We start from the raw sequence: 24193 nt of genomic DNA, 5'->3' as shown, positions 1-24193 counted from the left end.
AAGTTCCTTGTGTGTTGCTGGGGAAGAGTCAGGGCATGGTCACGAGGCGAACGGTGCTAGTGCTTCCCGTTCGCCCTGGGCGCTCGGCGCCCCGGCGTGAATCCCGTCTGACGTTCCACGGTGTCCTGCAACTCCTGTTCCCGTTCGGCCATTCCCGCGCGCACCTCGGCCCCGAAGGAACCGATGGCGCCGGCGAGTTCGCGCAGGCCTTCACCCACGTTAGCGCCGATGCCGGCAGGAGTCGCCTGTTTGGTGACCTCGGAGGCCTTCTTCGCGGCGAACAGCCCGGCCGCGGCACCCAGTCCGAACCAGAAGAGACGGCTCACTTCGCACCTCGCCTGGGACGGCGCTTGGAGTGCTTGTTCGGCTGTTCGGCGGCCTTGCGGCGGGCCTTGACGGCCTTGCTCACGCCGTAGGACAGCGCGGCGGCCTTGACCAGCGGACCGCCGAGAGTGGCGGTGAACAGGCTGGTGAGCGCCGAGACGTTGCCCGTGACGGCGCGCGCGTTGGCCGTGATGCCGTCGACGCGTTCGAGCTGCGTGTTCACGTGTGTGAGCGTCGTGTTGGCCTCGGTGAACAACGGGTCCGTGTTCTCATGCGCCTTGCGCATCGCGATCGTGGCCTCGTCGAAGAAGCGCGCGGCCTTGATCGCCACGACCCCGACGATGAGCACGAGCAGCACGAAAGCACCGGCGGCGAGCCACCCTGGCGACACGGATCCTCCTGGTGAACAGGCGTTCGGGCTTGGTTGCGGGTGAGATTACCGGGTGGGTCCGACACCCGGCTGGGCGGCACCATTCGTTGATCTTCAACGACCTGTGGCCCCACCTCAGCGACTTCGGCGCTCCGTCGACCGGGACCGCCGTCGGCGGCTCGGATCGCCCTGTGCTGTCCGCGATGGCGGCGCGGTAGTCCTCGTCACCGGCGAGGGTGCGGGTGAACCAGCAGCGCTCGGCTCCGGCGCTGGAACATGTCCAGTTCACCGGTGTCGACACGGGGCACCGGCTCGCGCTGGGTCTCCAGCATGACGAGAACATACGGGACCGCTCATTGACGCACGGCCGTCACAGCCTGTGAAATACCGGTCACCCAGGGCTTGACAGCGGCGGCCTTGCCAGTGGAAGTTAGGCAACCCTAAGTTGATCCGCTCAGGAGGCCTCGTGAAGCCGGTGTCGCACCTGGACTCCTATCGGCTGCAGCTCATGGCGGACGCCCCGCCGGTCCCTGACCTGCCGATGCCGTGGGACGCCCGCGTGGCGCGCGCGGACGGATACGACCTGCACCTGGTGCACCGCTGGAACCAGGCGCCGCACGTGGCGGCGTTCCGGCGGCAGGCATGGACGTTGCCTCAGTGGGAACGCCGGCTCGCGGAGCTGCTCGCGGGGGACGACGTCCGGCCGGTGCTGATCGGCTGGCACGGCCGTCCGGTGATCTACACCGAGATCTACCGCGCGGCCCGGCAGGCCGTCGCCCGCTGCTACCAGGCGAGGCCGCACGACCTCGGGCTGAACCTCGCCGTCGGCGAGCTGGCGATGACCGACCTCGGTCTCGTGCGGTCGCTGCTCCCCCGGCTCACCGACGCGCTGTTCGAGGCTGACCCGCACTGCACGCGCATCGTGCTCGAGCCGGACGTGCGCAACACGCGGGCCATCAGGTCGTTCGAGGCCGGCGGGTTCGTGGCCGCGGACGAGATCATGCTGCCCGGCAAGCTCGCACTGCTGATGGTCTGCAAGCGCTAGAACGCGGTGATGTCCTGCGGTGCGCGTTCCTTGCGGCTGAGCGCGCGCACCACGTCGATCGCACGGTGCTTGTTGAGCGCCATCCGGGTCAGCAGGTCGATGACCGTTTCGTTGACCTGGCGCGGGAACTCGGGTGTGTCGAGCCCGACGCTCACCGCGAGGTCGTCGGAGTGCACGACGAACTCCATCAGCCTGCTGACGAGGTACTCCTCCAGCGACACCGACCACGGGCCCCAGTGCGGCATGCGCACACCGCGGTTCTCCTGACCGGGCAACGACTTCGCGAGTTCGTCGAGGGTCTGCTCGAACCGGTCGCAGAGCGCGCCGTGCCCCTCCGCCGCGAGCTTCTCGCCGCCCGCGCGGATGCGGGTGTGGAACTCGGAGTCGATGTCGAGGTCGGTCCACTGGGCCCGCGCGTAGTGCTCCATCAGGGAGACCACCGGCTCGTCGCCGGGCGGGGTCCCGATCATGTCCGGCAGCGGCAGCGCCTGGTAGGCCACGTGCCCGGCCAGGCCGCTCACGCCGAACTCCGGCAGGGCGCTCGGCTGGTCCCAGTGCCGCGCGACCTGCTGGTGGCGCAGGAGTTCCAGGGCGATGCGGGCGGTGGTCAGGAAGTCTTCTCTGATGGTCACCTGAGCGAAGTTACTCGGGCGCGGCGTCACGCGGCCGCGATCACCTCGATCTCCACCAGCCAGTCGCTGACCAGCGTCGTGGCGAGGATGGCGCCGGGGTTGCCCGACGGGTCGAGACCCATGGTGCCCGAGACGAACAAGAACCGGTGCGGTACGAGTTCCACGCGTCGATCATGCGCGGACCGCCGAGCGGTTCATTCGCCCCTGATCACCCGGCGCAGCTTCGGCAGCCGCTCCGCCAGGGCGCGTTCGCCGCCGCGCCCGGTCGGCTCGTAGTAGTCGCGCCCCACCAGGTCGTCCGGCGCGTACTGCTGCGTCAGCACGCCCTCGGGCACGTCGTGCGGGTACCGGTAACCCTGTGCGTTGCCCAGCTTCGCCGCGCCCGCGTAGTGCCCGTCGCGCAGATGCGCGGGCACGGAACCGATGGCGCCCTTGCGGACGTCCTCGATGGCGGCGTAGATCGCGGTGGTGACGGCGTTCGACTTCGGCGCGGTGGCGAGGTGGATCGTGGCCTGCGCGAGGTTCAGGGCGCACTCGGGCAGGCCGATGAGCTGCACGGCCTGAGCCGCCGCCACGCACGTCTGCAACGCCGTCGGGTCGGCCATGCCGACGTCCTCGCTGGCGTGGATCACGAGCCGCCGCGCGATGAAGCGCGGGTCCTCCCCCGCCTCGATCATCCGCGCGAGGTAGTGCAGCGCCGCGTCGACGTCCGAGCCGCGGATCGACTTGATGAAGGCCGACGTCACGTCGTAGTGCTGGTCGCCGTCGCGGTCGTAGCGCACCGCCGCCTTGTCCACGGTGGACTCCAGCAGCTCCAGCGTGATCACGCCGTCGTTGGACGCCAGCGCCGAGTCCGCGGCGGCCTCCAGCGCCGTGAGCGACCGGCGGGCGTCACCACCGGCCAGGCGGATCAGGTGGTCCTCCGCTTCGGGCTCCAGCACCACGGACCCGCCGAGGCCGCGTTCGTCGGACACCGCGCGCTGGATCACCGCGCGCACTCCGTCGTCGGTCAGCGACTTGAGCTGCAGCACGAGCGAGCGCGACAGCAGCGGCGACACGACCGAGAAGAACGGGTTCTCGGTGGTGGCCGCGACCAGCAGCACGATGCGGTCCTCGACCGCGCCCAGCAGTGCGTCCTGCTGGGTCTTGGAGAACCGGTGGACCTCGTCGATGAACAGCACCGTCGCCTCGCCGGACCGGACCAGGCGGCGCCGGGCCTCGTCGATGACCGCCCGCACCTCCTTGACCCCGGCCGACAACGCCGACAGCGCGACGAAACGGCGGCCGGTCGCCTTCGACACCAGGGTCGCGAGCGTCGTCTTGCCGGTGCCGGGAGGGCCGTAGAGCATCACGGACGCCGGCGTGGCGCCCTCGACCAGGCGGCGCAGCGGGGCACCCGGCCCGAGCAGGTGGTCCTGGCCGACGACCTCGTCCAGCGCGGCCGGGCGCATCCGCACGGCCAGCGGGGCGTTGGCCGCGATGCGCTGGGCCTTCTCCTCGTCGGTCGCGCCGAAGAGGCCCTCGTCGAACAGACCTTCGCTCATGCGTTCGAGCCTAGGACATGTGCGAGGATCGCGTTCCGTGCCCATCCCTCGTGCCGTGCTGCTCGCCGGACCCTCCGGCTCAGGCAAGTCGACACTCGCCGCCCACCTCGGCTGGCCGGTGCTGCGCCTCGACGACTTCTACCGCGACGGCGACGACCCGCTGCTCCCCCGCGACGACCACGGCAGGGCCGACTGGGACGACGTCGGCTCGTGGAACGCCGACAAGGCGCTGCGGGCGGTCATCGAGCTGTCGGACACGGGCAGGGTCGAGGCGCCGGTCTACTCCATCAGCGAGGACCGCGCGGTCGGCACCCAGACGATCGAGCTGGGCGGCGCGCCCGCGTTCATCGCGGAGGGCCTGTTCGCGGACCTGCTGGTCCGGGGCGCGAGGGAGGCCGGGGTGCTGCGGGACGCGATCGTGCTCGCGCCGAGCCCTCCCGTCACGTTCGTGCGCCGGTTCGCCCGTGACGTGGCCGAGGCCCGCAAGCCGGTGCCGACGCTGGTCAGGCGCGGCCTGCGGCTCATGCGCGAGCAGCCGCAGGTGGTGAAGAGGTGCGTCAGCGCGGGCATGCGGCGCACGACTCCCGCCAGGGCGCGGACCGAGCTCGTTTCGTGATCGGGTTGCCGGGTGCCGGTGGCCCTGATCTGGCAGGATGCCGCTCACACCACGACCGGGGGTAGCCGAGATGTCCGAGACGCCGGGCTGGTCGTCACCCGACCAGCCGCAGAACCAGCCGCAGCAGCAGCCTCCGCCCCAGTACGGGCAGCAGCAGTACGGCTACAACGCCCCTCCGCCTCCGGCGCAGCCGACGATCAAGCCCGGTGTGATCCCGCTGCGCCCGCTGGCGCTCGGCGAGATCATCGACGGTGCCATCACGACGATGCGGCGCTACCCGAAGCTGATCATCGGCGCGGCCGCCGTCGTCGCCGCGATCACGCAGATCGTCGGCCTGCTCGTGCAGCTGCCGTTCCTGGCCGACCTCTCCACCGCGCTCGACCCGAACACGACGCCGACGCGCGACCAGCTGCTCAGCACGTTCGCCGGTGCCCTCGGCGGCACGCTGATCGGCGTCCTGCTGCAGCTGATCGGCACCGTGTTCCTCTCGGGCTTCATCACGGTCGTCGCGGGCCACGCCGTGCTCGGCAGGCAGGTGACGTTCGCGCAGGCGTGGGAGGAGTTCAAGCCCCGGCTGCTCCCGCTGCTCGGCGCGACGCTGCTCTACGGCCTGCTGATCATGGCCGCCCCGGTCGTGATGGGCCTGCTGGGCGTGCTGGCGGACTCCGGCTGGGTGCTCGCTCTCGGCCTGCTCGTCGCCTTCCTGGTGGCGGTCTGGCTGTGGGTGCTGTTCTCCCTGGTCACGCCCGCGCTGGTGCTGGAGCGCTGCGGCGTCGGCACCGCGTTCAGCCGGTCCAGGAAGCTCGTGACGGGCGCGTGGTGGCGCACGTTCGGCATCCTGCTGGTCGCCGGCCTGATCGGCGCGGTGATCACCTGGATCATCAGCCTGCCGTTCGAGGCGCTGGGCCTCGCGACCACCGGCTTCGACACCAACGCCGCCGTGCTGAGCGCGGGCTACCTGATCCTGGTCACGCTGGGCGCGATCATCGCCTCGACGATCGCGCTCCCGTTCAGCTCCGCGGTCAGCGTGCTGGTCTACGTCGACCGCCGGATGCGGTCCGAGGGCATGGACATCGAACTCCAGCGGGCCGCGGGGCATGGCGGCAGCTGACGTACCGGTAGATCTCGGCCGCGACGAGGCGAGGGACGCGGCCGTCCGGGAGCTCCGCGACCCGGCGTACGTCTCCGACGACCCGAACCCGCTGGAACGCGCCATCGACTGGGTGCTGACCCGCCTCGGCGAGCTGTTCGCCGGGGCGGGTGGCATGAGCGGCGTCACCGCGGTCGCGGTCGTCGTGGCCGTGGTGGTGCTGGTCGTGATCATCGTCCGGCTCCGGGTCGGGGCCACCGCCCGCGCGCTGCGGTCGGACGACTCCGTGTTCGGCTCGACCGCCATGACGGCGGCGGAGCACCGGGCCGCCTCCGAGAAGGCCGCCGCGGCCGGTGACCTGGCGGAGGCCGTCCGCGAACGCTTCCGCGCGGTCGTGCGCGAGCTGGAGCAACGCGGCGTGCTCGACGCACGCGCCGGTCGTACCGTGGACGAGGTCGCTTTCGAGGCGGGCCAGGCACTTCCGGTGCTCGCCGAGGACCTGCGCGGCGCGGCGGTGCAGTTCGACGACGTCTGGTACGGCGGCAGGCCCGCCACGGTGGAGGGGTACCAGAGGGTGGTCTCCGTGGACGGCAAGGTGCGCGGATGACGGCGGTCTCCCCGGACGCCCCGAGGATCTGGAGCGCGGCGCGCGGACCCGTGCTGATCGGTGTGATCATCCTCTTCGCGGCGATCGTGATCACGCTGCTGCGCGGCAGCGGCGAGGGCGGCGCGCTCGACCCCCGGTCGTTCCGGCCGGAGGGCAGCCACGCGGTCGCCCGGCTGCTGGAGCAGAACGGCGTGCGCGTCGAGCTCACCGACAGCGCGTCCGCCGTGGACGGTGCGACGCTGTTCGTGACGCAGCCGAACCTGATCGACCCGCAACGGCTCGAGGACCTGACCCGGCGGGCCTCCGCGACCGTGCTCCTCGCGCCCGCCGGGGGGAGGAGCCGGCTGGAGCCCGAGACCCGTCAGCCCGGCTGCCCGCTGGCGGACAGGGCCGGGCCGGCGACCATGGGCGGGTTCACCTACGAGGGCGAGCAGAGCTGCTACGACTCGACGCTGGTCCGCACCGGCACGGTCACGACGATCGGGTACGGCGGGATCTTCACCAACCGCGACGTCGACGAGGAGGGCAACGCGGCACTCGCGTTGTCGTTGCTGGGCCAGCACGAACGGCTGGTCTGGTACGTGCCGTCGGAGGCGGACAGGTCGCAGCAGAAGTCGCTGACCGGCCTGATCCCGGACGGCTGGAAGTACGGCGCCCTGCAACTCGGCGTCGCGGCCGTGCTGATCGCGTTGTGGCGGGCGCGCAGGCTCGGCCGCGTGGTGCCCGAACCGCTTCCGGTCGTGGTGCGCGCCGCCGAGACCGTGAAGGGCAGGGCACGGCTGTACCGCCGCTCGCACGCCGCCTCCCACGCCGCCTCGGTGCTGCGGCAGGCCACGCGTGACCGGCTGGCACCGCTGCTGGGGGTGCCGCAGGGCGACGATCCGTCCGAGGAGATCGCCCGCAGGACTTCGCGTCCCGTCACCTCGGTGCGGGCGCTGCTCTACGACAAGGAGCCGGTGGACGACCGGGGGTTGGTCGCGCTGGCTCACTCGCTCGATGCTCTGGAGAACGAGGTGCGCAAGGCATGACGGCAGTGGTCACCACCGAGGAAGCCCGTACGGCGCTGGTGGCGTTGCGCGCGGAGATCGGCAAGGCCGTGGTGGGCAACGACGCCGCCGTGACGTCGTTGATCCTCGCGTTGCTGTGCAAGGGGCACGTGCTGCTGGAGGGTGTTCCGGGCGTCGCGAAGACGTTGCTCGTGCGCGCTCTCGCGCGCGCGTTGGACCTGTCCACGACGCGTGTGCAGTTCACGCCGGACCTGATGCCCGGCGACCTGACGGGGTCGCTGGTCTACGACTCGCACAACGCGGCGTTCTCGTTCCGCGAGGGACCGGTGTTCACGAACCTGCTGCTCGCCGACGAGATCAACCGGACTCCGCCGAAGACGCAGTCCGCGCTGCTGGAGGCGATGGAGGAACGGCAGGTGTCCGCCGACGGCAGGACCCGGCCGCTGCCGGCGCCGTTCATCGTCGTGGCGACGCAGAACCCGGTGGAGTACGAGGGCACCTACCCGTTGCCCGAGGCGCAGCTCGACCGGTTCCTGCTCAAGGTGACGATGCCGATCCCGGCGCGGGAGCACGAGATCGACGTGCTGACGCGGCACGCCTCCGGCTTCGACCCGCGCGACCTGTCCTCGTTGAGCCCGGTCGCGAACGCCGCTCACCTGGAGGCGGGAACGGCGGCCGTGCGCGCACTGACCGTGGCTCCCGAGGTGATCGCGTACGTCGTGGACGTGTGCCGTGCGACCCGTCAGTCCCCGGCCGTGCGTTTGGGCGTTTCTCCCCGTGGCGCAACGGCTCTGCTGGCCGCCGCACGGGCGTGGGCGTGGCTCTCGGGCCGTGACTACGTGACGCCGGACGATGTGAAGGCTCTCGCACGGCCCGCGTTGCGGCATCGGCTGGAGCTGCGCCCGGAGGCCGAACTGGAGGGCGTGACGGCGGACGGCGTGCTGGACGGCGTGCTCGGCGCCGTTCAGGTGCCGCGCTGACGTGGCGCTCACGGGCCGCGCGGGGCTGCTCGCGCTCATCGGGGTTCTCGTCGTCGGGCTTGTTCTGCCCTCGTGGCAGGGGATTCTCGTCCTGTTCGGCCTTCTGGTGCTGTGCGTGGCCGTCGACCTGGTGCTGGCGGCCGGCGTGCGGCGGCTGACGTTCTCGCGCGCGGGCGCGACCGCGGTGCGCACAGGTGAGCCGTGTGTGGTGCAGCTGACGGTGCACAACCCCGGCCGTCGGCTGCGTGGCGTTCTTCGTGACGCATGGGCGCCTTCTGCCGGTGTGGTCGCCGATCGGGTCGCGGTCGACGTGCCCGCTGGTGGTTCGCGTGTGCTGTCCTTCGAGCTACGTCCTGTGCGTCGTGGCGATCGCGTTGCGGACCGCGTGACCGTGCGTTCCCACGGCCCGTTGGGCATCGCGGCACGGCAGGGCTCACACGTCGTGCCGTGGACCGTGCGCGCGCTGCCTCCGTTCCACAGCCGTCGTCACCTTCCTCCGCTGCTGGAACGCCTGCGCGAACTCGACGGCCGCCGCGCCTCGTTGATCCGGGGCGCCGGCACGGAGTTCGACTCGCTGCGCACGTACGTCATCGGTGACGACGTGCGCTCGATCGACTGGCGTGCGTCGGCCCGTTCGTCGGATGTCGTGGTGCGCACGTGGCGTCCCGAACGCGACCGGCAGGTGACGATCGTGCTCGACACGGCCCGCACCTCGGCGGGCCGCGTGGAGGGCGCTCTCGGCGGCCTGCCGCGCCTGGACACGGCGATGGACGCCGCGTTGTTGTTGTCCGCCTTGGCATCGCAGGCCCGCGACCAGGTCGACTTCCTCGCGTTCAGCCACCAGGTGCGCGCCTCGGTGCCGCGGGCGACGCTGCCCGTCCTGGTGCGGGCCATGGCACCGCTGGAGGCCGAACTGGTCGAGTTCGACGCCCGCGGCGCCGTCGCCGAGGTGCTCCGGCGCGCCGGTCGCCGCTCGCTGGTCGTGCTGCTGACGGCGCTGGAGCCGTCGATCGAGCACGGCCTGCTGCCGCTGCTGCCGGCGTTGGCCACGCGGCACCACCTGCTGATCGCGTCGGTGTCCGACCCTGCCGTGCACGCGATGGCCGCCGGACGCGGAGACCTGGAGGCCGTCTACGCGGCCGCCGCCGCGGAACGCACTCTGGCCGAACGCCGGCGTCTCACCGCGTTGCTCGCACGGCACGGTGTCGACGTCGTGGACGCACTGCCCGACGACCTGCCTCGCGCTCTCGCGGACCGCTATCTCGCGTTGAAGGCCGCGGGCAAGCTCTAGGTCCTGTTCAGACGGCGACGGGCGCGACGTCCTCGCGTTCGCTCGCGTCCATGTCGCCGGTCTCGCCCTGCCGCGCGGCTCGGCGTCCGATCACGAAGACGTACAGCAGGAACAGCACCTCGGCCACCGCGCCGATGCCGACGCGCGCCCACGTCGGGAGCCCGGAAGGCGTCACGAACCCTTCCAGCACACCGGACACGAGCAGCACCACGACGAGCCCGAGCGCCACCGCGACGACCGACCGCCCTTCCGTGGCGAGGGCCTGGGCGCGGGTGCGCTTGCCGGGGTCGATCACCTGCCAGCCCAGCCTCATGCCGATGCCCGCAGCGACGAACACCGCCGTGAGCTCCAACAGCCCGTGCGGCGCCAGCAGTCCGAGGAACAACCCTCCGCGGCCCGCGCCGAACATCAGACCGATGCCGACGCCGACGTTGAGGGCGTTGGTGAAGAGCAGGTAGACCGGCGGGATCGCGAACAGCACGCCGAGCAGCAGGCAGGCCGCGGCGACCCAGGCGTTGTTCGTCCACACCTTCGCCGCGAACGACCCGGCGGGATCGCTGGAGTAGTAGGACTCGTACCCGCCGCCGACCCTCGTCATCTCCCGGATCTCCTCCGGCGCGGCGATGCTCGCCTGCACGTCCGGGTTGGACGCGATCCACGCCGCGATGATGCCGGTGACCAGGTAGAACGCGATTCCAGCCGGCACCCACCACCGCCAGCCGAGGTAGACCGCGGCGGGGAACCGGTGCGTGAAGAAGCGCGTGAACGTCCGCCAGGCCGGCGTGTGCGTGCCCGTCAGCACCGACCGCGCCCGCGCGACCAGCGCCGAGAGCCGTTCGACCGTGGCCGGGTCCGGCATCTGGCTGCGCACGACCGACAGGTGCGTCGTCACCTGCTGGTACAGCTCGATCAGCTCGTCGGCCTCGGCCCCGCTGAGCTTCCCGGACTGCCTGACCAGGTGGTCGAGCCGCTGCCACGACTCGCGGTGGCGCTCGATGAAGACGTCCAGATCCACGATGAGTCACACTATCCGCGTGGGGGACCTCGTCACCGGTGAAGCCGTAGTTCTGGACCTGCGCGTCGCACAGCTGGCCAGCAGGGCGGTCGCGTTCGCGATCGACGTGGCCGTGCAGTTCGGCCTGCTCGTCCTCCTGTTCCTGGTCGCGCCGATCGACCTCGACAACGCGCTGCAGGACGCGGTGGCGCTCACGCTGCTGATCGCCGTGATGATCGGCTTCCCGACCGCGATGGAGACCGCGACGCGGGGCCGTTCGCTGGGCAAGCTCGCCATGGGCCTGCGCGTGGTGCGCGACGACGGCGGCGCGATCCGCTTCCGCCACGCCCTGGTGCGCTCGCTCACAGGCTTCATCGTGGACTTCTGGGTCCTCGGACTGGCCGGCGCGATCGCGCTGTTCGTCTCCCTGTTCTCACCGCAGGGCAAGCGGGTCGGCGACTACCTCGCCGGCACCGTGGTGATCCACACCCGCGTGCCGAGCCAGGAGGTCGAGCTCGCCACGATGCCGCCGCAGCTCGCGCAGTGGGCGTCGGGGCTCGACCTGTCGCAGCTGCCGGAGGAGCTGGTGCTGGCGGTGCGGCAGTACCTGAGCCGCTACCACGAGCTGAACGAGCAGGCGCGGTGGGATCTGGGGTCGCGGCTGTCGGACGACGTCGGCGCGGCGATCCGGTCGCCGCGGGTCGAGCAGACGCATCCGCACCCGTACCTGTCGGCGGTGCTGGCGGAGCGCCGGCGCCGCGCAGCCGCCTAGGCGTTCGCCAGACGCAGGCGTTCGGCCCCTTGCTCCCGCACGGCGTCACCCGACGGCGTCGGATCGCCGTGCAGGACCTCCCACCGCGCGTTGTGCAGGGCGGTCCACATGCTCCCGGCCCACGCGACCTCCAGCTCCTCCGCGGAGAACGCCCGCCCGCGCAGGAGCTGGTAGGTCTCGAGGAACGCCGCCGAGCTCTCGACCGGCACCAGGCCCGGCGGCGGCACGTTGGCGAACGCTCCGGAGGCGGCACCGGCCAGGGCCGCTTCCGGTTGCCACGCCAGGCTGTCCCAGTCGTGCACGGCCAGCACCTCGCCGTCCTGCCAGCGGAGGTTCTGCGCCTCGAAGTCGGCGTGGCCCAGCACGCACGGCAGCGAGGTGGCCAGCAACCGCTTGCGCACGCGCGAGGCCATCTCCGTGACGAGGGACGGCACCGCGCTCTGGTCCCGCGCGTCGAGGAAGCCGATCGCCGGCCACAGACCCTGATCGGTGTGGTCCCAGCGGGCCCAGCGCGGCGACGGGAGCGGCGGCGGGACGGAGACGCCGGCCAGCAGGGCCATCAGCCGGGCGAAGACGGCCGCGTAGCGCCGGGCGACGTCCGGGGTGGAGCCGAGCAGCATCTCCCCGCCGGGCAACGGTTCCTCGGCGTGCACGGCGAGCCCGCCCGCGACGACGACCGGCGTCAGCGGGCGGGGGCACGGGAACCCCCGCGACGCCAGCGACGCCTGCGCGGCCACGCAGGACGCGGCGCGGCCGTCGTCCGGGCGGGCCTTCACGTAGACCTCGCGACCGTCGGCCAGGCGCACGCCGGAGACCGTGGAGATCGACACCCTCTCGTAGAGGACCTCGGCCACGGGACTCCCCAGCTCCGACGCGCACCAGGCGGACAGGTCGAAGGTCATGCGCCGAGGAGTTCCTGCAGCAGCAACGGGTTCATGTAGTCGTCGTAGCGGACGATCTCGCCGTCGCGCAAGTGGATGATCCCGACGGCGGTGAACGTGTAGTAGTCCTGCTTCACCTTCGACCAGCCGCGGTGGGTGAACTCGGCGACGACGACGTCCGGGTCGTCGGTGAGCCTGGTGATCGCCTCCACGTGCTGGATCTCGATCTTCTCGCGGACGCGGGCGCCCCTCATCCTGTCGAAGTAGGCCCGGATCGCGTCCCGGCCCCTGATCTCCGGCTCCTGGAACGGCGCCGGGAAGCGGTAGGCCATCACCCCGTCCTCGGTGAACAGGTCGGCGAACGAGTCGTGGCCCTGCTCCCCCGCCACCTGCCGCCGGACGTGTTCCACGATCTGTGCTGGTGTGCGTGTCATGGTGTGCCCCTCGTAGAATCGGAACGGTGACCCCGGTTAGCAAGATACGGAACGCACGCCCCGGTTGGCAACGATGAGGGCCGATGCCGCTCGCAATCGCGAGAAGGTGCTGGTCGCGGCACGGGAGCTGTTCGCGGAACAGGGCTTCGACGTGCCGCTGGACGAGATCGCGGCGAAGGCTGGAGTCGGTCCCGGCACCGTCTACCGGCACTTCCCGACGAAACAGGCGCTGTTCCAGGCCGTCACGGAAGCGCGCGTGTCGGCCATGATCGCGTCGGCGGAACCGTCGGCCGACGCCGGCGCGGACCTGTTCGCGTTCCTGGGCAAGATGGCGGACGAGGCGACGGCGAAGCGGGACATGTCCGACGCGATCGCGGTGCCGTCAGAGCTGCGCGACAGCCTGCACGCCACCCTCGGCGGGCTGCTGGCCCGCGCGCAGGAGGCGGGGGCCGTCCGCGGCGACATCACGACGAGGGACCTCGTCGCGCTGATGAAGGGGATGCTGCAGAGCATGCACGAGGGCGCGAATCCCGCCGTGCTGCTTCAGATCGTGCTGAGCGGGCTTCAGTCGAGCCGGAAGCCGTAGGGCAGTTCGAGGCGGTGGCGGGCCAGCAGCGCGGAGTCCGCGAGGATCTCGCGGGTCGGTCCGTCCGCCACCACCACGCCGTCGTCGACCAGCACGCTGCGGGGGCAGATCTGCAGCGCGAACGGCAGGTCGTGCGTGACCATCAGCATGGTGGGCGCCAACGAGAGCAGCAGCTCGGCGAGCTCACGGCGTGCCACCGGTTCGAGGTTCGCCGACGGCTCGTCCAGCACGAGGATCTCCGGCGAGCAGGCCAGCACCGAGGCCAGCGCGACGCGGCGCCGCTGACCGCCGGACAGGTGCAGCGGCGAGCGGTCCGCGACCGCCTCCATCCCCACCGACCGCAACGCCTCCAGCACGCGGGCGTCCACATCGGACATCCCGAAGTTGCGCGGCCCGAACGCGACGTCCTCCCCCACCGTCGGGCAGAAGAGCTGGTCGTCGGGGTCCTGGAAGACGAGTCCGACGCGGCGGCGGATCTCGCGCAGGTTCTCCTTGCGCACCTCCAGCCCGGCGACCGAGATCGACCCCGAGCCGCCGCCGAGAACTCCGTTGAGGTGCAACGCGAAGGTGGTCTTGCCGGCACCGTTCGGCCCGAGCACCGCGACGCGTTCGCCGTGTTCGACGCGCAGGTCGACGCCGAACAGCGCCTGATGCCCGTCCGGGTAGGCGAAGGCGAGCTTCGAGACCTCCAGGGCAGCGGCGGCAGGGGTCTCGGGGACGATCGTCGCCGAGCCTCCCGGCCTGCCCGTCCAGCCGCGCGACACCATCGCGAGGTGCACCCTCTCTCCGCGTTCGTAGGACCGGATGAACAACGTGCCGACCGACCGGGCGACCGCGCCCGCCTGCCACAGGAATCGCGGGTCGTCGCCGCGGGAGACGCGGGCGACGCTCATGCGCCTCGCCTCGCCCACGACGACCTCGCCGTACCGCAGCATCAGCGTGGCGATCATGACCAGCGGCGCCGGCACGCGCAACGCCTGCAGACCGCGCAGCAGGTCTCCCGGCGCCGTCGTGGCGGCCAGGGTCAGGCTGACCAGGACGCCCAGCGTGCCCTTGGCGAGGATGTTCCAGCCCGCCAGCGAACCCTCGACCGACACCGAGAAGCCGAGGAAGTCGGTGCGCGGGTCCGTGCCGAAGATCGGCAGCAGGAACGCGAGCACCACGAACGGCACCTCGATCACCGCGCGCTTCACGAACCACAGCACGGGAACCCGCGCGACGAACCACACCGCGACGATCAAGAGCAGGTACAGGCCGAACAGCGGGAACATCGTGCGCGGGGTCGCGACGACGCCCAGCACCGCCCCGAACGCCACGAGGATCTTCACGTGCGGCGCGAGGCGGTGCACCGGCGAGTCGCCGGCGTGGTGCAAGACGTCGTGGGCGCCGCCCACTACGCGTCGGACTTCTTGCGCAGCACCCAGAACAGGCCGAACGACACGGCCAGCACCACGACCACGCCCAGCACGCCCGCGAGGCCGGTGAACTTGTCGTCACCGCCGAGCGCGTAGTCGGCGAACGTGCTGCCGGAGAACGGGTGCTCCTGCGCGTGCTCGGCGATGCCGGTGTCCTCGACGGTCTTGTCCAGGCCGTCCGGGTCGCCGGACGCGAAGTACGACAGCACTCCCGCGATCAGCAATGACACGAACGCGAACCCGATGAAGAACTTCTTCACGACCGGACCTCCAGCGGCTTCCGGCTGCCCTTGAGCAGGTGGACGAGGTCAGGCCGGATCGACGCGACCGAGGTGACCGTGACGGCGGTGATCAGGCCCTCGCCGATGCCGATCAACGCGTGCAGGCCCCACATCAGCAGCGCGACCTTGCCGATCTCCACGCCGCCCGCGCCGCCGATCGCGTACTCGACGACGAAGCCGGTGGCGGCCAGCAGGGTGTTGACGAACGCGGAGACGAACGCGACGGCCGCGAGACCGCCCTTGCCCCGCTCGGCGACCTTGCGCAGCGCGACGGCGACGAGGAACCCGCTCGCGGTGCCGATCAGCGCCATGTTGGTGATGTTGGCGCCCAGCGCGGTGAGGCCCCCGTCCGCGAACAGCAGCGCCTGCACGACGAGCACGATCGTCACGCACAGCGCGCCGACGTACGGGCCGACCAGGATCGCCGCGAGCGCACCGCCCAGCAGGTGCCCGGAGGCGCCGGGCAGGATCGGGAAGTTGATCATCTGGACGGCGAAGATGAACGTGGCCACCAGGCCGGCCATCGGCGCCGTGCGGTCGTCGAGGTCCACACGGGCCTTGACCAACGCGAACCCGACGCCGGCCGCCGCGATGGCGAGCAGGACGACCGACACCGGCGCGTTCAGCAGACCGTCGCTCATGTGCATGGCAACAGGTGACATGAGTCGTCACGCTAATTGCCGAACCTCGGCTACGGCTAGAACGTTGCAACAACGATTTGCGGGCAAGAACGCGGTGATGGTCACACCGCCCGCTAGTCATCGGATGACTTCTGCGGTTAGATCCGTTCCGCCGCCGCCACGGCACGGAGGGACGAACAGTGACAGAGCTGTCGCGTAGAACCTTTTTGTACGGGACGGGTGCGGCCGTCGGAGCCTCTGCGCTCGGGGTGGGCACCGCGGTAGCAGAGCTCGAAACATCGGGTCACAACGTGCACCGGGACGTCGTCCGCGACGCCCGCATGGAATGGAGGAGACTGCCGCAGAACTGGGGCGACAGTCCGTTCCTCGCCAACGGGTTCCTCGGCGTCCAGGTCTACGCGGGCCGCACCCCGGACGAGCTGAAGGTCATGCTCAGCCACTCCGAGGTGCAGGACCAGCGCGAACACTGGGAGGCGGCGGTCGGCCTGTCCCGGCTGCCGATCGGCTACCTGACCCTGCGGTTCGCCGGCGCCGTCACCGCCGTCGACTGGACGCTCGACCTGTGGAACGCCGAGCTCACCGGCTCCGTGACGACCACGCAGGGCAGCGCCACGTTCACGATGCTCGTGCACAACTCGCGCAGCACCTTCCTCGCCTCCGTGAAGGGTGACGTGACCTGGGGTTTCCAGCCGCTGGAGTCGTCGACGACCCGCCAGATCCGCAGGCCGGCGGACTACACGGCCAACCCCGCGCCGACGCTGGGCAGCGCCAACGGCGTCTCCTACGCCGCCCAGCCGCTGCTCGCGGGTGGTGGCTACACAACGGCCTGGCAGACCCGCAACGGCCGTTTCGCGGCCCACGTGGCGTACACGCACCCCGCGAACACCCACACGTCCGACGCGATCCGCGAGGTGCGTCAGGCGCTGGCGATCCCGTTCGAGGTGCTGACGCTGCAGCACCGCCGCTGGTGGAACGCCTACTTCGCGAAGTCGCTGGTCTCGGTGCCGGACAAGCTCGTGCAGCGCTTCTACTGGTTGCAGCTCTACAAGATGGCGGCGGCCACCCGCGCGGACGCGCCGGTCATCTCCGAGTGGGGCCCGTGGTTCCCCGAGCAGGGCAACAGCTGGACGGCCGTGTGGTGGAACCTCAACGTCCAGATCTCGTATCCGCTGGTCAACGGCTCGAACCACCACGAGCTCGACGCCGTGACGACGACGTTGAAGCGGTTCGAGCACAACCTCGAACTCAACGTGAACCCCGCGTACCGCGACGGCGACTCGTACGCGATCTGCCACCCCGGCGACCGCACGCTGCGCTCCGGGCCGCGCTACTGCGGCGTTCCCGGCGTCGCGCCGAACGACCATACGGGCAATCTTCTGTGGGCCTGCCACAACGTCTGGCTGGGCTACCGGCACACGATGGACCGGAAGATCCTCAAGGACGTCCTCTTCCCCATCCTGACGAAGGCGGTCAACTACTACGCCCGGTTCCTCGTCGAGGGCGCGGACGGGAAGCTGCACCTGCCGGAGACGCGCTCACCGGAGTACGCGAACGCCACGGACACGACGTACGACCTCTCGCTGATCCGCTGGGGTGTGCGCACGCTGCTGTCCATCGAGGAGAACGCGCGCTGGCGCGACATCGCCAACCGGCTCGTGCCCTACGCCCAGGGTCCGGACGGCGTGCTCATCGGCAAGGACGTCTCGCTCAACGACTCGCACCGCCACTTCTCGCACATGCTGTGGTTCTACCCGCTGCGCGAGCTGACCTACGACATGCCGGAGCACCGCGCGCTCATCGACAGGACGTTCGACCACTGGGTGTCGCGGCGGCAGGCGTGGGCCGGGTACAGCTACGGCGCCGCGTCCGCGATGGCGTCGGCGATGGGCCGGCCGGAGGAGGCGCTGTCGTTCCTGCGCCACTTCCTCGACCGCAAGCAGGTCGGCTCGAACGCCGTGCTGACCGAGAACACCTTCTACCGCGAGGGAGGCAACCTCGCGATCGAGTCGCCGCTGATGTCCGGCCAGGCGGTGCTGGAGATGATGGTTCAGTCGCACAACGACGTCGTGCGCGTCTTCCCGTCTGTTTCGTCCACTTGGGCCGATGCGTCCATCTCGTCGTTGCGCACGCAAGGAGCGTTCCTTGTGGACGCTTCGCGCTCCTCGGGCCGGACCGACTGGGTGAAGATCCATTCGGAAGCGGGCTCACCTTTGTTGCTGGAGCACGGAATCACGGGTGACATCGACGTCCGCGACACGAGGGGACGACGCCTGGACTACAAGACCCGCGGCTCCGCCGTCGAGATCCCGCTTCGCCGAGGTCAGAGCGCCGTGGTCTCCCGCCGCAGCACACGCCCCGACGTCTCAGCACGTGATGTGAAAGCCAACGGCTCGTCTTCGCGCTGGGGTCTGCCGTAACGTCCGAATTCGATCATTCGGAATGTGCGTGGGACGAGTGGGGTGTGTGCGGTGGATCTTCAACACTGGCTCAACGAGGCGCTGGCCAACCACGAGAAGTGGACGGCGGAATACGGCTCGTTCACACCCCACTCGTCGTCACAGGTCGACCCCGCGCTCTTCGGCTCGGCGCTCGCCGAGCTCCAGGACCGGCTGCGCGACAACTACCCGTTCTTCCACCCGCGCTACGCCGGTCAGATGCTCAAGCCGCCGCACCCCGCGGCCGTCGTGGGCTACCTGTCCGCGATGCTGATCAACCCGAACAACCACGCCCTCGACGGCGGCCCCGCGACCGCCGCCATGGAACGCGAGGTCGTCTCGGACCTGGCGGCGATGTTCGGTTACGGCGAGCCGCACCTCGGCCACCTGACATCGAGCGGCACGATCGCGAACCTGGAGGCGTTGTTCGTCGCCCGTTCGCTGCATCCGGGCCGTGGCGTCGCGTACTCCTCCGAGGCCCACTACACGCACTCGCGCATGTGCGGCGTGCTCGGGATCGAGGGATTCCCCGTCGCGGTGGACGGGGTGGGCCGCATGGATCTGGACGCGCTCGAAGACCTCCTGAAGACCGGCAAGGTCGGAACGGTCGTGGTCACTCCGGGAACTACCGCTTTGGGTGCCATCGAACCGGTGCATCTTGTGCTGGACGTAGCACGCCGCTACGACGCACGGGTGCACGTTGACGGCGCGTACGGCGGCTTCTTCACCCTGCTCGCGGGCACCGACCTCGCACCCGAGCCGTGGGCGGCCATCGGCTCGTGCGACTCCGTGGTGGTCGACCCGCACAAGCACGGACTGCAGCCCTACGGCTGTGGAGCGGTCCTTTTCCGCGACCCGTCCGTGGGCCGCTTTTACCTGCACGACTCCCCGTACACGTATTTCACGTCCGACGAGATGCACCTCGGCGAAATCAGCCTGGAATGCTCGCGTGCCGGTGCCGCGGCGGCCGGCCTCTGGCTGACCCTCCGCCTGCTCCCCCTGACCCGGGACGGCCTGGGCGAGGTGCTGGCGGCCGGACGGCGGGCAGCCGTGCGGTGGGCGTCGATGATCCGGGAGTCGGAGGCGCTGGAGCTCTACCAGGAGCCCGAGCTCGACATCGTCACGTACTTCCCGCGGACCGACCCGCTGACCCTGTCGGCAGTGGACGCGGCTTCGCACCGCGTGATGGAGACGGGCATGAACGCCCCCTACGACCCGGTCTTCCTGAGCGTGGCACGGGCGTCGAGGAGTGCGTTCGCCGCCCGCCACCCCGAGGTCGGGGCCGACGCGGACGGTGCTCGGGTGCTGCGCAGCGTGCTGATGAAGCCGGAGTCCGAGGACTACCTCGACACCATGCACGCTCGGGTGCTCAGCCTGCTCTGAAGGCCTGGTCAGGGGCCTTCCCTCTGACCGGCCAGACAGCGGACGAACGCCGAAATGGGCGACTCACCCCCGGTGAGTCGCCCACGTTCCGCGAAGATCAGCCGTGCTTGGCGCGCCGGCCGGACCGGCGCGGCGGCAGTGGCGTGTCTCCGCGCAGGTCGAGGCGGCGCTGCTCGCCGTTGGCCTCGAGGTGCGTCACCATGCGGCGCAGCATCTCGGCCAGCGACTGGGCTTCCGACGACTCCAGCGGGTCGCTGACGAAGACCTCTTCCTCGTTGAACTTGGGGAAGAGGTCGGCCATCAGTTCTTCACCCTCAGGGGTGAGACGCAGGACCGCGAGGCGCCCGTCGGTGGGGTGGCCCATGCGCTCCAGGAGGCCCCGTGACTGCAGCGTCTTGGCGACGCCCGTCAGGGTTCCCTTGGAGATCCCGGCCTCCTCGGCGACGTAGCGCGTCTCCATCTCGCCCCAGATCCACACGACCCAGAGCACGACGAAGCCGGTCCAGGTCAGATCGCTGGTGCGCAGCACCGAGTTCTCGAGGTGCTGGCGGATCGCGGTAGCGGCGCGGTGGATGTTCGACACCGCCGCCATCTGCTCGCGATGCAGCGGCACCGCACCGAGTTTGGCCTGGACGGCTTTCTCGGTCTCGGCAATCGTGTGGTGACCAGACAACTCAAAGTCTCCCGTGCTCGAGCTCAGGTGTTCCCGGCACAATACTTGCGGTTCCGAACTATGTCTGTGATGTGGTGCGAGTCGGTCCGCAACCACTTTGATCACGATCCCACATCGTGCATGATCTCGTGACGGTCGTCACCCGTCCAGTTACGGACTGTTGCCCGGTGGTGGACGATGAGTGTGGAGCACCCGACGGGGACCAATGACGGTCTTTGCTCCACGGACGGGTCGATAGCGTTTGCCCCTCAACGTTATCCCCTCCGCGCCAGCGACACACTGTGCCGGAAAGGTAGTTCGACGTGGTCGGTGAACAGGTGACACGGGAACTCGCGGCAAGACTGGGCGAGGACGGGATCGACGTGGTGCGCGTCGTCTTCCCGGACCTGCTCGGCACCGACCGGGGCCGTGACGTCCTCGTGGAGCACCTACCTGCGGTTACCCAGCGCGGACTGTCGTTCTGCCGGGCCGTGTACAGCACCACCCCCGGCGGCAAGACCACCGAGAACGGGGGTGTGCTCGACGCCGGGCTGCCCGACGTGATCGTGGTCCCCGACCTCGACACGCTGCTGCCCATCCCCTGGGAGCCGGGCGTGGCGTGGTGCATCGGCGACGCGGTGAGCCCGGCCGACGAAAGACCCGTGGACGAATCGCCCCGGCAGGTGCTGCGCAGGGCGCTGGAAATATTCGAGACCACGGGGCTCACCCCGGTCGTGGGACCCGAGCTGGAATATTTTCTCTGCGAACCGGACGAAGATCGCCCGAACGGGTGGCGGCCGTACTGTGACGAACCAGGCAACGTCTACGCGACCGGCCGCCGCGGCGATTCTGACGGTCATCTGTTGAGAACTCTTCGCACCCTCAGTTCGGCGGGCCTCCAAACGACCGGCGGCAACCACGAGTACGCCGGCGGGCAGTTCGAAATCAACCTCGTCCATTCGCCCGCCATGGACGCGGCCGATCGCGCGTTCCGCTTCAAGACGAGCGTGAAGGAACTGGCCCGGCGGGAGGGCCGCATGGCGACCTTCATGGCCAAGCCGTTCAACGACGGCGGTGGCAGCGGCTTCCACCTGCACCTGTCGTGCCACGAGAAGGACGGCCGCAACGCGTTCCAGGCGCCCGGCACCACCAGCGGCCTGTCGGACGAGGCGCGCTGGGCCATCGGCGGCATCCTCAAGCACGCCCCGGCGCTGGCCGCGCTGCTCAACCCGACGGTCAACTCCTACAAGCGGTTCGGGCCGGACTCGCTCGCGCCGTGGCTGATCGACTGGGGCCTCGACAACCGCAGCGCGATGCTCCGGGTGCCGGCCGAGCGCGGCGACACGACACGGCTCGAACTGCGGCTCGGCGACGCGAGCGCGAACCCGTACCTCGGCATCGCGGGGCTGATCGCGGCCACCTACCTGGGCATTCGCGACCAGATCGAACCGCCGCGGCCGTCCGCGGGCTACGGCTACGACCCGTCGAAGGCCCCGACGCTGCCCGCCACGCTGCCCGACGCCCTCGCCTACCTGGAGGAGGACACGGCGATGGTCGACGTGCTGGGCAAGGACTTCGTGCGGTCCTATGTGGACTTCAAGTGGGAGGAGGTGGCCCGGTTCCAGCGGTTCGTGACCGACTGGGAGTTCACCGAATACGCGTACCACCTATAGTTCACCTGCGATGACTGCACTCACGGACCGGCTCACCTCGATCGCCGACGAAGACGAACTGTTCGACGCCTTCTCCCACTGGGCGACCGAGCGCGGCCTCGCGCTGTACCCGGCGCAGGAGGAAGCGGTCATCGAGCTCGTCTCGGGGGCCAACGTCATCCTGAGCACGCCCACGGGCTCGGGCAAGAGCCTGGTCGCCATCGGCGCCCACCTGGTCGCGATGGCCGCGAACCAGCGCAGCTTCTACACCGCGCCGATCAAGGCGCTGGTCTCGGAGAAGTTCTTCGCGCTGTGCGAGGTGTTCGGGCCCGAGAACGTCGGCATGATGACCGGCGACGCCAGCGTCAACGACCAGGCGCCCATCATCTGCTGCACCGCCGAGATCCTCGCGAACATCGCCCTGCGCGACGGCCACACCGCCGACGTCGGCCAGGTCGTCATGGACGAGTTCCACTTCTACAGCGAGCCCGACCGCGGCTGGGCCTGGCAGGTGCCGATCGTCGAGCTGCCGCAGGCGCAGTTCCTGCTGATGTCGGCGACGCTGGGTGACGTCTCGTTCTTCGAGAAGGACCTGACCCGCCGCACCGGCAGGCCGACGGCGGTGGTCCGCTCGGCACAGCGTCCGGTGCCGCTGAACTTCCAGTACGTCTCCACCCCGCTGCACGAGACGATCGAGGACCTGCTGCACGGGCGTGAGGCACCGATCTACGTCGTGCACTTCACCCAGGCCGCCGCGCTGGAGCGCGCGCAGTCGCTGATGAGCGTGAACGTCGCCACGAAGCCGGAGAAGGAGCAGATCGCCGCCACGATCGGCAACTTCCGGTTCTCGTCCGGGTTCGGCAAGACGCTCTCACGGCTCGTGCGGCACGGCATCGGCGTGCACCACGCCGGCATGCTGCCGAAGTACCGCCGCCTGGTCGAGCAGCTCGCGCAGGCCGGTCTGCTCAAGGTCATCTGCGGCACGGACACCCTCGGCGTCGGCATCAACGTGCCGATCCGCACGGTCGTGTTCACGGCGCTGTCGAAGTACGACGGCACGCGCACGCGCATCCTGAAGGCCCGCGAGTTCCACCAGATCGCCGGCCGGGCGGGCCGCGCGGGCTACGACACCGTCGGCACGGTCGTCGTGCAGGCACCCGAGCACGAGGTCGAGAACATCAAGGCGCTGGCGAAGGCCGGCGACGACCCGAAGAAGCGCCGCAAGGTCGTGCGCAAGAAGGCTCCCGACGGGTTCGTGTCGTGGAGCGAGTCGACGTTCGAACGGCTCGTCGGCGCCGAACCGGAGCCGCTGACGTCGTCGTTCCAGGTCTCGCACGCCATGCTGCTGAACGTGATCGGCCGTCCGGCCGGTGGCGCGTTCCAGGCGATGCGGCACCTGCTGGAGGACAACCACGAGGACCGCCCGAAGCAGCTCAAGCACATCCGCCGCGCGCTCGCGATGTACCGGGCGCTGGTCGCGGCGGGCGTCGTGGAACGCGACGGCGACGACTTCCGGCTCACCGTCGACCTGCAGTTCAACTTCGCGCTGAACCAGCCGCTGTCCCCGTTCGCGCTGGCCGCGATCGAGCTGCTCGACCGCGAGGCACCGGGCTACGAGCTGGACGTGCTGTCGGTGATCGAGTCCATTCTGGACGACCCGCGGCAGATCCTGGGCGCGCAGGAGCACAAGGCGCGCGGCGAGGCGATCGGCGCGATGAAGGCCGACGGCATCGAGTACGACCAGCGGATGGAACTGCTGGACGAGGTCACGTACCCGAAGCCGTTGAGCGAGCTGCTCGAAGCCGCGTTCCTCACCTACCGCCGCGGGCACCCGTGGGTCGGCGACTACAACCTGTCCCCCAAGAGCGTCGTGCGCGACATGTACGAGCGCGCGATGACGTTCACGGAGTACGTGTCGTTCTACGGCCTCGCGCGCTCCGAGGGTCTCGTGCTGCGGTACCTGGCCGACGCCTACAAGACGCTGTCGCAGACGGTGCCGGACGAGGCGAAGACCGAGGAGCTCAACGACCTGATCTCGTGGCTGGGCGAGCTCGTCCGCCAGGTCGACTCGTCGCTGATCGACGAGTGGGAGAAGCTCACGAACCCGGACGCCCCCGAGCAGGAGGTCCGCGTCGACCTGCCGCCCGCGGTCACCCGCAACGTCCGGGCGTTCCGCGTCCTCGTCCGCAACGCGCTGTTCCGCCGCGTCGAACTGGCCGCCAAGCGCGACTGGTACTCGCTGGGCGAGCTCGACCACGAGTCGGGCTGGACGGCCAAGGAGTGGATGGACGCGCTCGAACCGTACTTCGAGGAGCACTCGGACATCGGCGCGGGCCCGAACGCGCGCGGCCCGGCGTTCCTGATCATCAACGTCGAGCGCGAGCGCTGGGTGTGCCGGCAGATCTTCGAGGACCCGGCCGGGGACAAGGACTGGGGCTTCAACGCCGAGGTCGACCTGGCCGCGTCCGACGAACTCGGCGAGGCGGTCGTCACGATCACGGACGTCGGCAGGCTGTAGTCCGCGCAACCAGCCGCTATTTCCACTCGAACCGAACGACGGA

At 70.2% G+C, this 24193-nt stretch carries 25 protein-coding genes and 1 pseudogene; 13 read left to right on the top strand and 13 right to left on the bottom strand.

Features of this window, described 5'->3' with window-relative positions:
* Nucleotides 1-56: 56 nt before the first annotated feature.
* Together ORI60_RS04705 and ORI60_RS04700 are read right to left on the bottom strand one after the other, a co-directional pair.
* Complete coding sequence (locus ORI60_RS04705) at nucleotides 57-326, bottom strand: hypothetical protein (RefSeq protein WP_266034646.1); 270 nt, start codon at nucleotides 324-326, stop codon at nucleotides 57-59.
* Nucleotides 323-715 (bottom strand): DUF948 domain-containing protein, encoded by a 393-nt coding sequence (locus ORI60_RS04700; protein WP_030481781.1) that lies wholly within the window; start codon nucleotides 713-715, stop codon nucleotides 323-325. The genes ORI60_RS04705 and ORI60_RS04700 overlap by 4 nt, the downstream gene beginning before the upstream one ends.
* Before the next feature lie 445 nt (nucleotides 716-1160).
* Between ORI60_RS04700 and ORI60_RS04695 the strand changes: the two genes are divergently transcribed.
* Complete coding sequence (locus ORI60_RS04695; protein WP_266034641.1) at nucleotides 1161-1739, top strand: GNAT family N-acetyltransferase; 579 nt, start codon at nucleotides 1161-1163, stop codon at nucleotides 1737-1739.
* Here the strand turns inward: ORI60_RS04695 and ORI60_RS04690 are convergent.
* The 3 genes from ORI60_RS04690 to ORI60_RS04680 are packed head-to-tail and all read right to left on the bottom strand — an operon-like array spanning nucleotide 1736 to nucleotide 3915.
* On the bottom strand, nucleotides 1736-2371 hold the full coding sequence (locus ORI60_RS04690; RefSeq protein WP_266034639.1) for a maleylpyruvate isomerase N-terminal domain-containing protein: 636 nt from the start codon (nucleotides 2369-2371) through the stop codon (nucleotides 1736-1738). The genes ORI60_RS04695 and ORI60_RS04690 overlap by 4 nt on opposite strands.
* A 26-nt stretch (nucleotides 2372-2397) precedes the next feature.
* Nucleotides 2398-2535 carry a hypothetical protein gene (locus ORI60_RS04685; protein WP_266034636.1) on the bottom strand — a complete coding sequence of 46 codons (138 nt, stop codon included), beginning with the start codon at nucleotides 2533-2535 and terminating at the stop codon, nucleotides 2398-2400.
* 30 nt (nucleotides 2536-2565) lie between these two features.
* Nucleotides 2566-3915, bottom strand: a complete 1350-nt coding sequence (locus ORI60_RS04680; RefSeq protein ID WP_266034633.1) for a replication-associated recombination protein A — start codon at nucleotides 3913-3915, stop codon at nucleotides 2566-2568.
* Between the two features lie 37 nt (nucleotides 3916-3952).
* On the opposite strand from ORI60_RS04680, the gene ORI60_RS04675 reads away from it, so the two are divergent.
* The 6 genes from ORI60_RS04675 to ORI60_RS04650 all read left to right on the top strand — a co-directional run bounded on the left by ORI60_RS04675 (nucleotide 3953) and on the right by ORI60_RS04650 (nucleotide 9506).
* Nucleotides 3953-4531, top strand: a complete 579-nt coding sequence (locus ORI60_RS04675) for a uridine kinase family protein (RefSeq protein WP_266034630.1) — start codon at nucleotides 3953-3955, stop codon at nucleotides 4529-4531.
* A gap of 70 nt (nucleotides 4532-4601) precedes the next feature.
* Nucleotides 4602-5642, top strand: a complete 1041-nt coding sequence (locus ORI60_RS04670; protein ID WP_266034628.1) for a glycerophosphoryl diester phosphodiesterase membrane domain-containing protein — start codon at nucleotides 4602-4604, stop codon at nucleotides 5640-5642.
* Nucleotides 5629-6228: a DUF4129 domain-containing protein gene (locus ORI60_RS04665; RefSeq protein ID WP_266034625.1), complete on the top strand. Its 600-nt coding sequence runs from the start codon at nucleotides 5629-5631 to the stop codon at nucleotides 6226-6228. The genes ORI60_RS04670 and ORI60_RS04665 overlap by 14 nt, the downstream gene beginning before the upstream one ends.
* Nucleotides 6225-7256 (top strand): DUF4350 domain-containing protein, encoded by a 1032-nt coding sequence (locus ORI60_RS04660; protein ID WP_266034622.1) that lies wholly within the window; start codon nucleotides 6225-6227, stop codon nucleotides 7254-7256. Before ORI60_RS04665 ends, ORI60_RS04660 begins: the two co-directional genes overlap by 4 nt.
* Complete coding sequence (locus ORI60_RS04655; RefSeq protein ID WP_266034619.1) at nucleotides 7253-8215, top strand: AAA family ATPase; 963 nt, start codon at nucleotides 7253-7255, stop codon at nucleotides 8213-8215. Before ORI60_RS04660 ends, ORI60_RS04655 begins: the two co-directional genes overlap by 4 nt.
* 1 nt (nucleotide 8216) lies before the next feature.
* Complete coding sequence (locus tag ORI60_RS04650) at nucleotides 8217-9506, top strand: DUF58 domain-containing protein (protein WP_266034618.1); 1290 nt, start codon at nucleotides 8217-8219, stop codon at nucleotides 9504-9506.
* A 7-nt stretch (nucleotides 9507-9513) separates the two neighbouring features.
* On the opposite strand, the gene ORI60_RS04645 is transcribed toward ORI60_RS04650, so the two are convergent.
* Nucleotides 9514-10521 carry a stage II sporulation protein M gene (locus ORI60_RS04645; RefSeq protein ID WP_266034615.1) on the bottom strand — a complete coding sequence of 336 codons (1008 nt, stop codon included), beginning with the start codon at nucleotides 10519-10521 and terminating at the stop codon, nucleotides 9514-9516.
* A 19-nt stretch (nucleotides 10522-10540) separates the two neighbouring features.
* Here ORI60_RS04645 and ORI60_RS04640 point away from each other — a divergent pair, with 19 nt between their 5' ends.
* On the top strand, nucleotides 10541-11272 hold the full coding sequence (locus ORI60_RS04640; protein WP_266034612.1) for an RDD family protein: 732 nt from the start codon (nucleotides 10541-10543) through the stop codon (nucleotides 11270-11272).
* Here ORI60_RS04640 and ORI60_RS04635 read toward each other — a convergent pair.
* Nucleotides 11269-12174 (bottom strand): phosphotransferase, encoded by a 906-nt coding sequence (locus ORI60_RS04635; RefSeq protein ID WP_266034609.1) that lies wholly within the window; start codon nucleotides 12172-12174, stop codon nucleotides 11269-11271. The genes ORI60_RS04640 and ORI60_RS04635 overlap by 4 nt on opposite strands.
* A complete protein-coding gene (locus tag ORI60_RS04630) occupies nucleotides 12171-12587 on the bottom strand; it encodes a nuclear transport factor 2 family protein (RefSeq protein ID WP_266034608.1) in 417 nt (138 codons plus the stop codon). Before ORI60_RS04630 ends, ORI60_RS04635 begins: the two co-directional genes overlap by 4 nt.
* A 73-nt stretch (nucleotides 12588-12660) precedes the next feature.
* Between ORI60_RS04630 and ORI60_RS04625 the strand changes: the two genes are divergently transcribed.
* Nucleotides 12661-13173, top strand: a complete 513-nt coding sequence (locus tag ORI60_RS04625; RefSeq protein ID WP_266034607.1) for a TetR/AcrR family transcriptional regulator — start codon at nucleotides 12661-12663, stop codon at nucleotides 13171-13173.
* On the opposite strand, the gene ORI60_RS04620 is transcribed toward ORI60_RS04625, so the two are convergent.
* The 4 genes and pseudogenes from ORI60_RS04620 to ORI60_RS04605 form a co-directional block, all read right to left on the bottom strand.
* Nucleotides 13152-13940, bottom strand: a complete 789-nt coding sequence (locus ORI60_RS04620) for an energy-coupling factor ABC transporter ATP-binding protein (RefSeq protein WP_266035444.1) — start codon at nucleotides 13938-13940, stop codon at nucleotides 13152-13154. The genes ORI60_RS04625 and ORI60_RS04620 overlap by 22 nt on opposite strands.
* Nucleotides 13929-14522, bottom strand: a pseudogene (gene cbiQ / locus ORI60_RS04615) (cobalt ECF transporter T component CbiQ); the annotation flags it as partial. The gene ORI60_RS04620 and the pseudogene cbiQ, both read right to left, overlap by 12 nt.
* A gap of 44 nt (nucleotides 14523-14566) precedes the next feature.
* Nucleotides 14567-14848 carry a PDGLE domain-containing protein gene (locus ORI60_RS04610; protein WP_266034606.1) on the bottom strand — a complete coding sequence of 94 codons (282 nt, stop codon included), beginning with the start codon at nucleotides 14846-14848 and terminating at the stop codon, nucleotides 14567-14569.
* Nucleotides 14845-15531 carry an energy-coupling factor ABC transporter permease gene (locus ORI60_RS04605; protein WP_266034604.1) on the bottom strand — a complete coding sequence of 229 codons (687 nt, stop codon included), beginning with the start codon at nucleotides 15529-15531 and terminating at the stop codon, nucleotides 14845-14847. Before ORI60_RS04605 ends, ORI60_RS04610 begins: the two co-directional genes overlap by 4 nt.
* A gap of 269 nt (nucleotides 15532-15800) precedes the next feature.
* Between ORI60_RS04605 and ORI60_RS04600 the strand changes: the two genes are divergently transcribed.
* Nucleotides 15801-17927, top strand: coding sequence for a glycosyl hydrolase family 95 catalytic domain-containing protein (locus ORI60_RS04600; protein WP_416234359.1), 2127 nt, complete (start codon nucleotides 15801-15803; stop codon nucleotides 17925-17927).
* A gap of 51 nt (nucleotides 17928-17978) precedes the next feature.
* Complete coding sequence (locus tag ORI60_RS04595; RefSeq protein ID WP_266034603.1) at nucleotides 17979-19328, top strand: pyridoxal phosphate-dependent decarboxylase family protein; 1350 nt, start codon at nucleotides 17979-17981, stop codon at nucleotides 19326-19328.
* Between the two features lie 97 nt (nucleotides 19329-19425).
* On the opposite strand, the gene ORI60_RS04590 is transcribed toward ORI60_RS04595, so the two are convergent.
* Complete coding sequence (locus tag ORI60_RS04590; RefSeq protein ID WP_237047954.1) at nucleotides 19426-19941, bottom strand: MarR family winged helix-turn-helix transcriptional regulator; 516 nt, start codon at nucleotides 19939-19941, stop codon at nucleotides 19426-19428.
* Between the two features lie 377 nt (nucleotides 19942-20318).
* Here ORI60_RS04590 and ORI60_RS04585 point away from each other — a divergent pair, with 377 nt between their 5' ends.
* Together ORI60_RS04585 and ORI60_RS04580 are read left to right on the top strand one after the other, a co-directional pair.
* Complete coding sequence (locus tag ORI60_RS04585; protein WP_266034597.1) at nucleotides 20319-21653, top strand: glutamine synthetase family protein; 1335 nt, start codon at nucleotides 20319-20321, stop codon at nucleotides 21651-21653.
* Between the two features lie 10 nt (nucleotides 21654-21663).
* Complete coding sequence (locus ORI60_RS04580) at nucleotides 21664-24150, top strand: DEAD/DEAH box helicase (RefSeq protein ID WP_266034594.1); 2487 nt, start codon at nucleotides 21664-21666, stop codon at nucleotides 24148-24150.
* Nucleotides 24151-24193: the final 43 nt, after the last annotated feature.

The organism is Lentzea sp. NEAU-D7 (assembly GCF_026242055.1).
Taxonomy (GTDB): domain Bacteria; phylum Actinomycetota; class Actinomycetes; order Mycobacteriales; family Pseudonocardiaceae; genus Lentzea.
Note: the sequence above shows the minus strand (reverse complement) of the source record. Positions and strands in the feature narration are given on the sequence as shown.

What these genes read in the sequence shown, in the direction of transcription:
- ORI60_RS04680 (WP_266034633.1), bottom strand. Translation starts at nt 3,915, where the DNA reads ATGAGCGAAGGTCTGTTCGACGAGGGCCTCTTCGGCGCGACCGACGAG.
- ORI60_RS04670 (WP_266034628.1), top strand. Translation starts at nt 4,602, where the DNA reads ATGTCCGAGACGCCGGGCTGGTCGTCACCCGACCAGCCGCAGAACCAG.
- ORI60_RS04665 (WP_266034625.1), top strand. Translation starts at nt 5,629, where the DNA reads ATGGCGGCAGCTGACGTACCGGTAGATCTCGGCCGCGACGAGGCGAGG.
- ORI60_RS04660 (WP_266034622.1), top strand. Translation starts at nt 6,225, where the DNA reads ATGACGGCGGTCTCCCCGGACGCCCCGAGGATCTGGAGCGCGGCGCGC.
- ORI60_RS04655 (WP_266034619.1), top strand. Translation starts at nt 7,253, where the DNA reads ATGACGGCAGTGGTCACCACCGAGGAAGCCCGTACGGCGCTGGTGGCG.
- ORI60_RS04635 (WP_266034609.1), bottom strand. Translation starts at nt 12,174, where the DNA reads ATGACCTTCGACCTGTCCGCCTGGTGCGCGTCGGAGCTGGGGAGTCCC.
- ORI60_RS04630 (WP_266034608.1), bottom strand. Translation starts at nt 12,587, where the DNA reads ATGACACGCACACCAGCACAGATCGTGGAACACGTCCGGCGGCAGGTG.
- ORI60_RS04625 (WP_266034607.1), top strand. Translation starts at nt 12,661, where the DNA reads ATGAGGGCCGATGCCGCTCGCAATCGCGAGAAGGTGCTGGTCGCGGCA.
- ORI60_RS04620 (WP_266035444.1), bottom strand. Translation starts at nt 13,940, where the DNA reads ATGGTGTCGCGCGGCTGGACGGGCAGGCCGGGAGGCTCGGCGACGATC.
- ORI60_RS04605 (WP_266034604.1), bottom strand. Translation starts at nt 15,531, where the DNA reads ATGTCACCTGTTGCCATGCACATGAGCGACGGTCTGCTGAACGCGCCG.
- ORI60_RS04580 (WP_266034594.1), top strand. Translation starts at nt 21,664, where the DNA reads ATGACTGCACTCACGGACCGGCTCACCTCGATCGCCGACGAAGACGAA.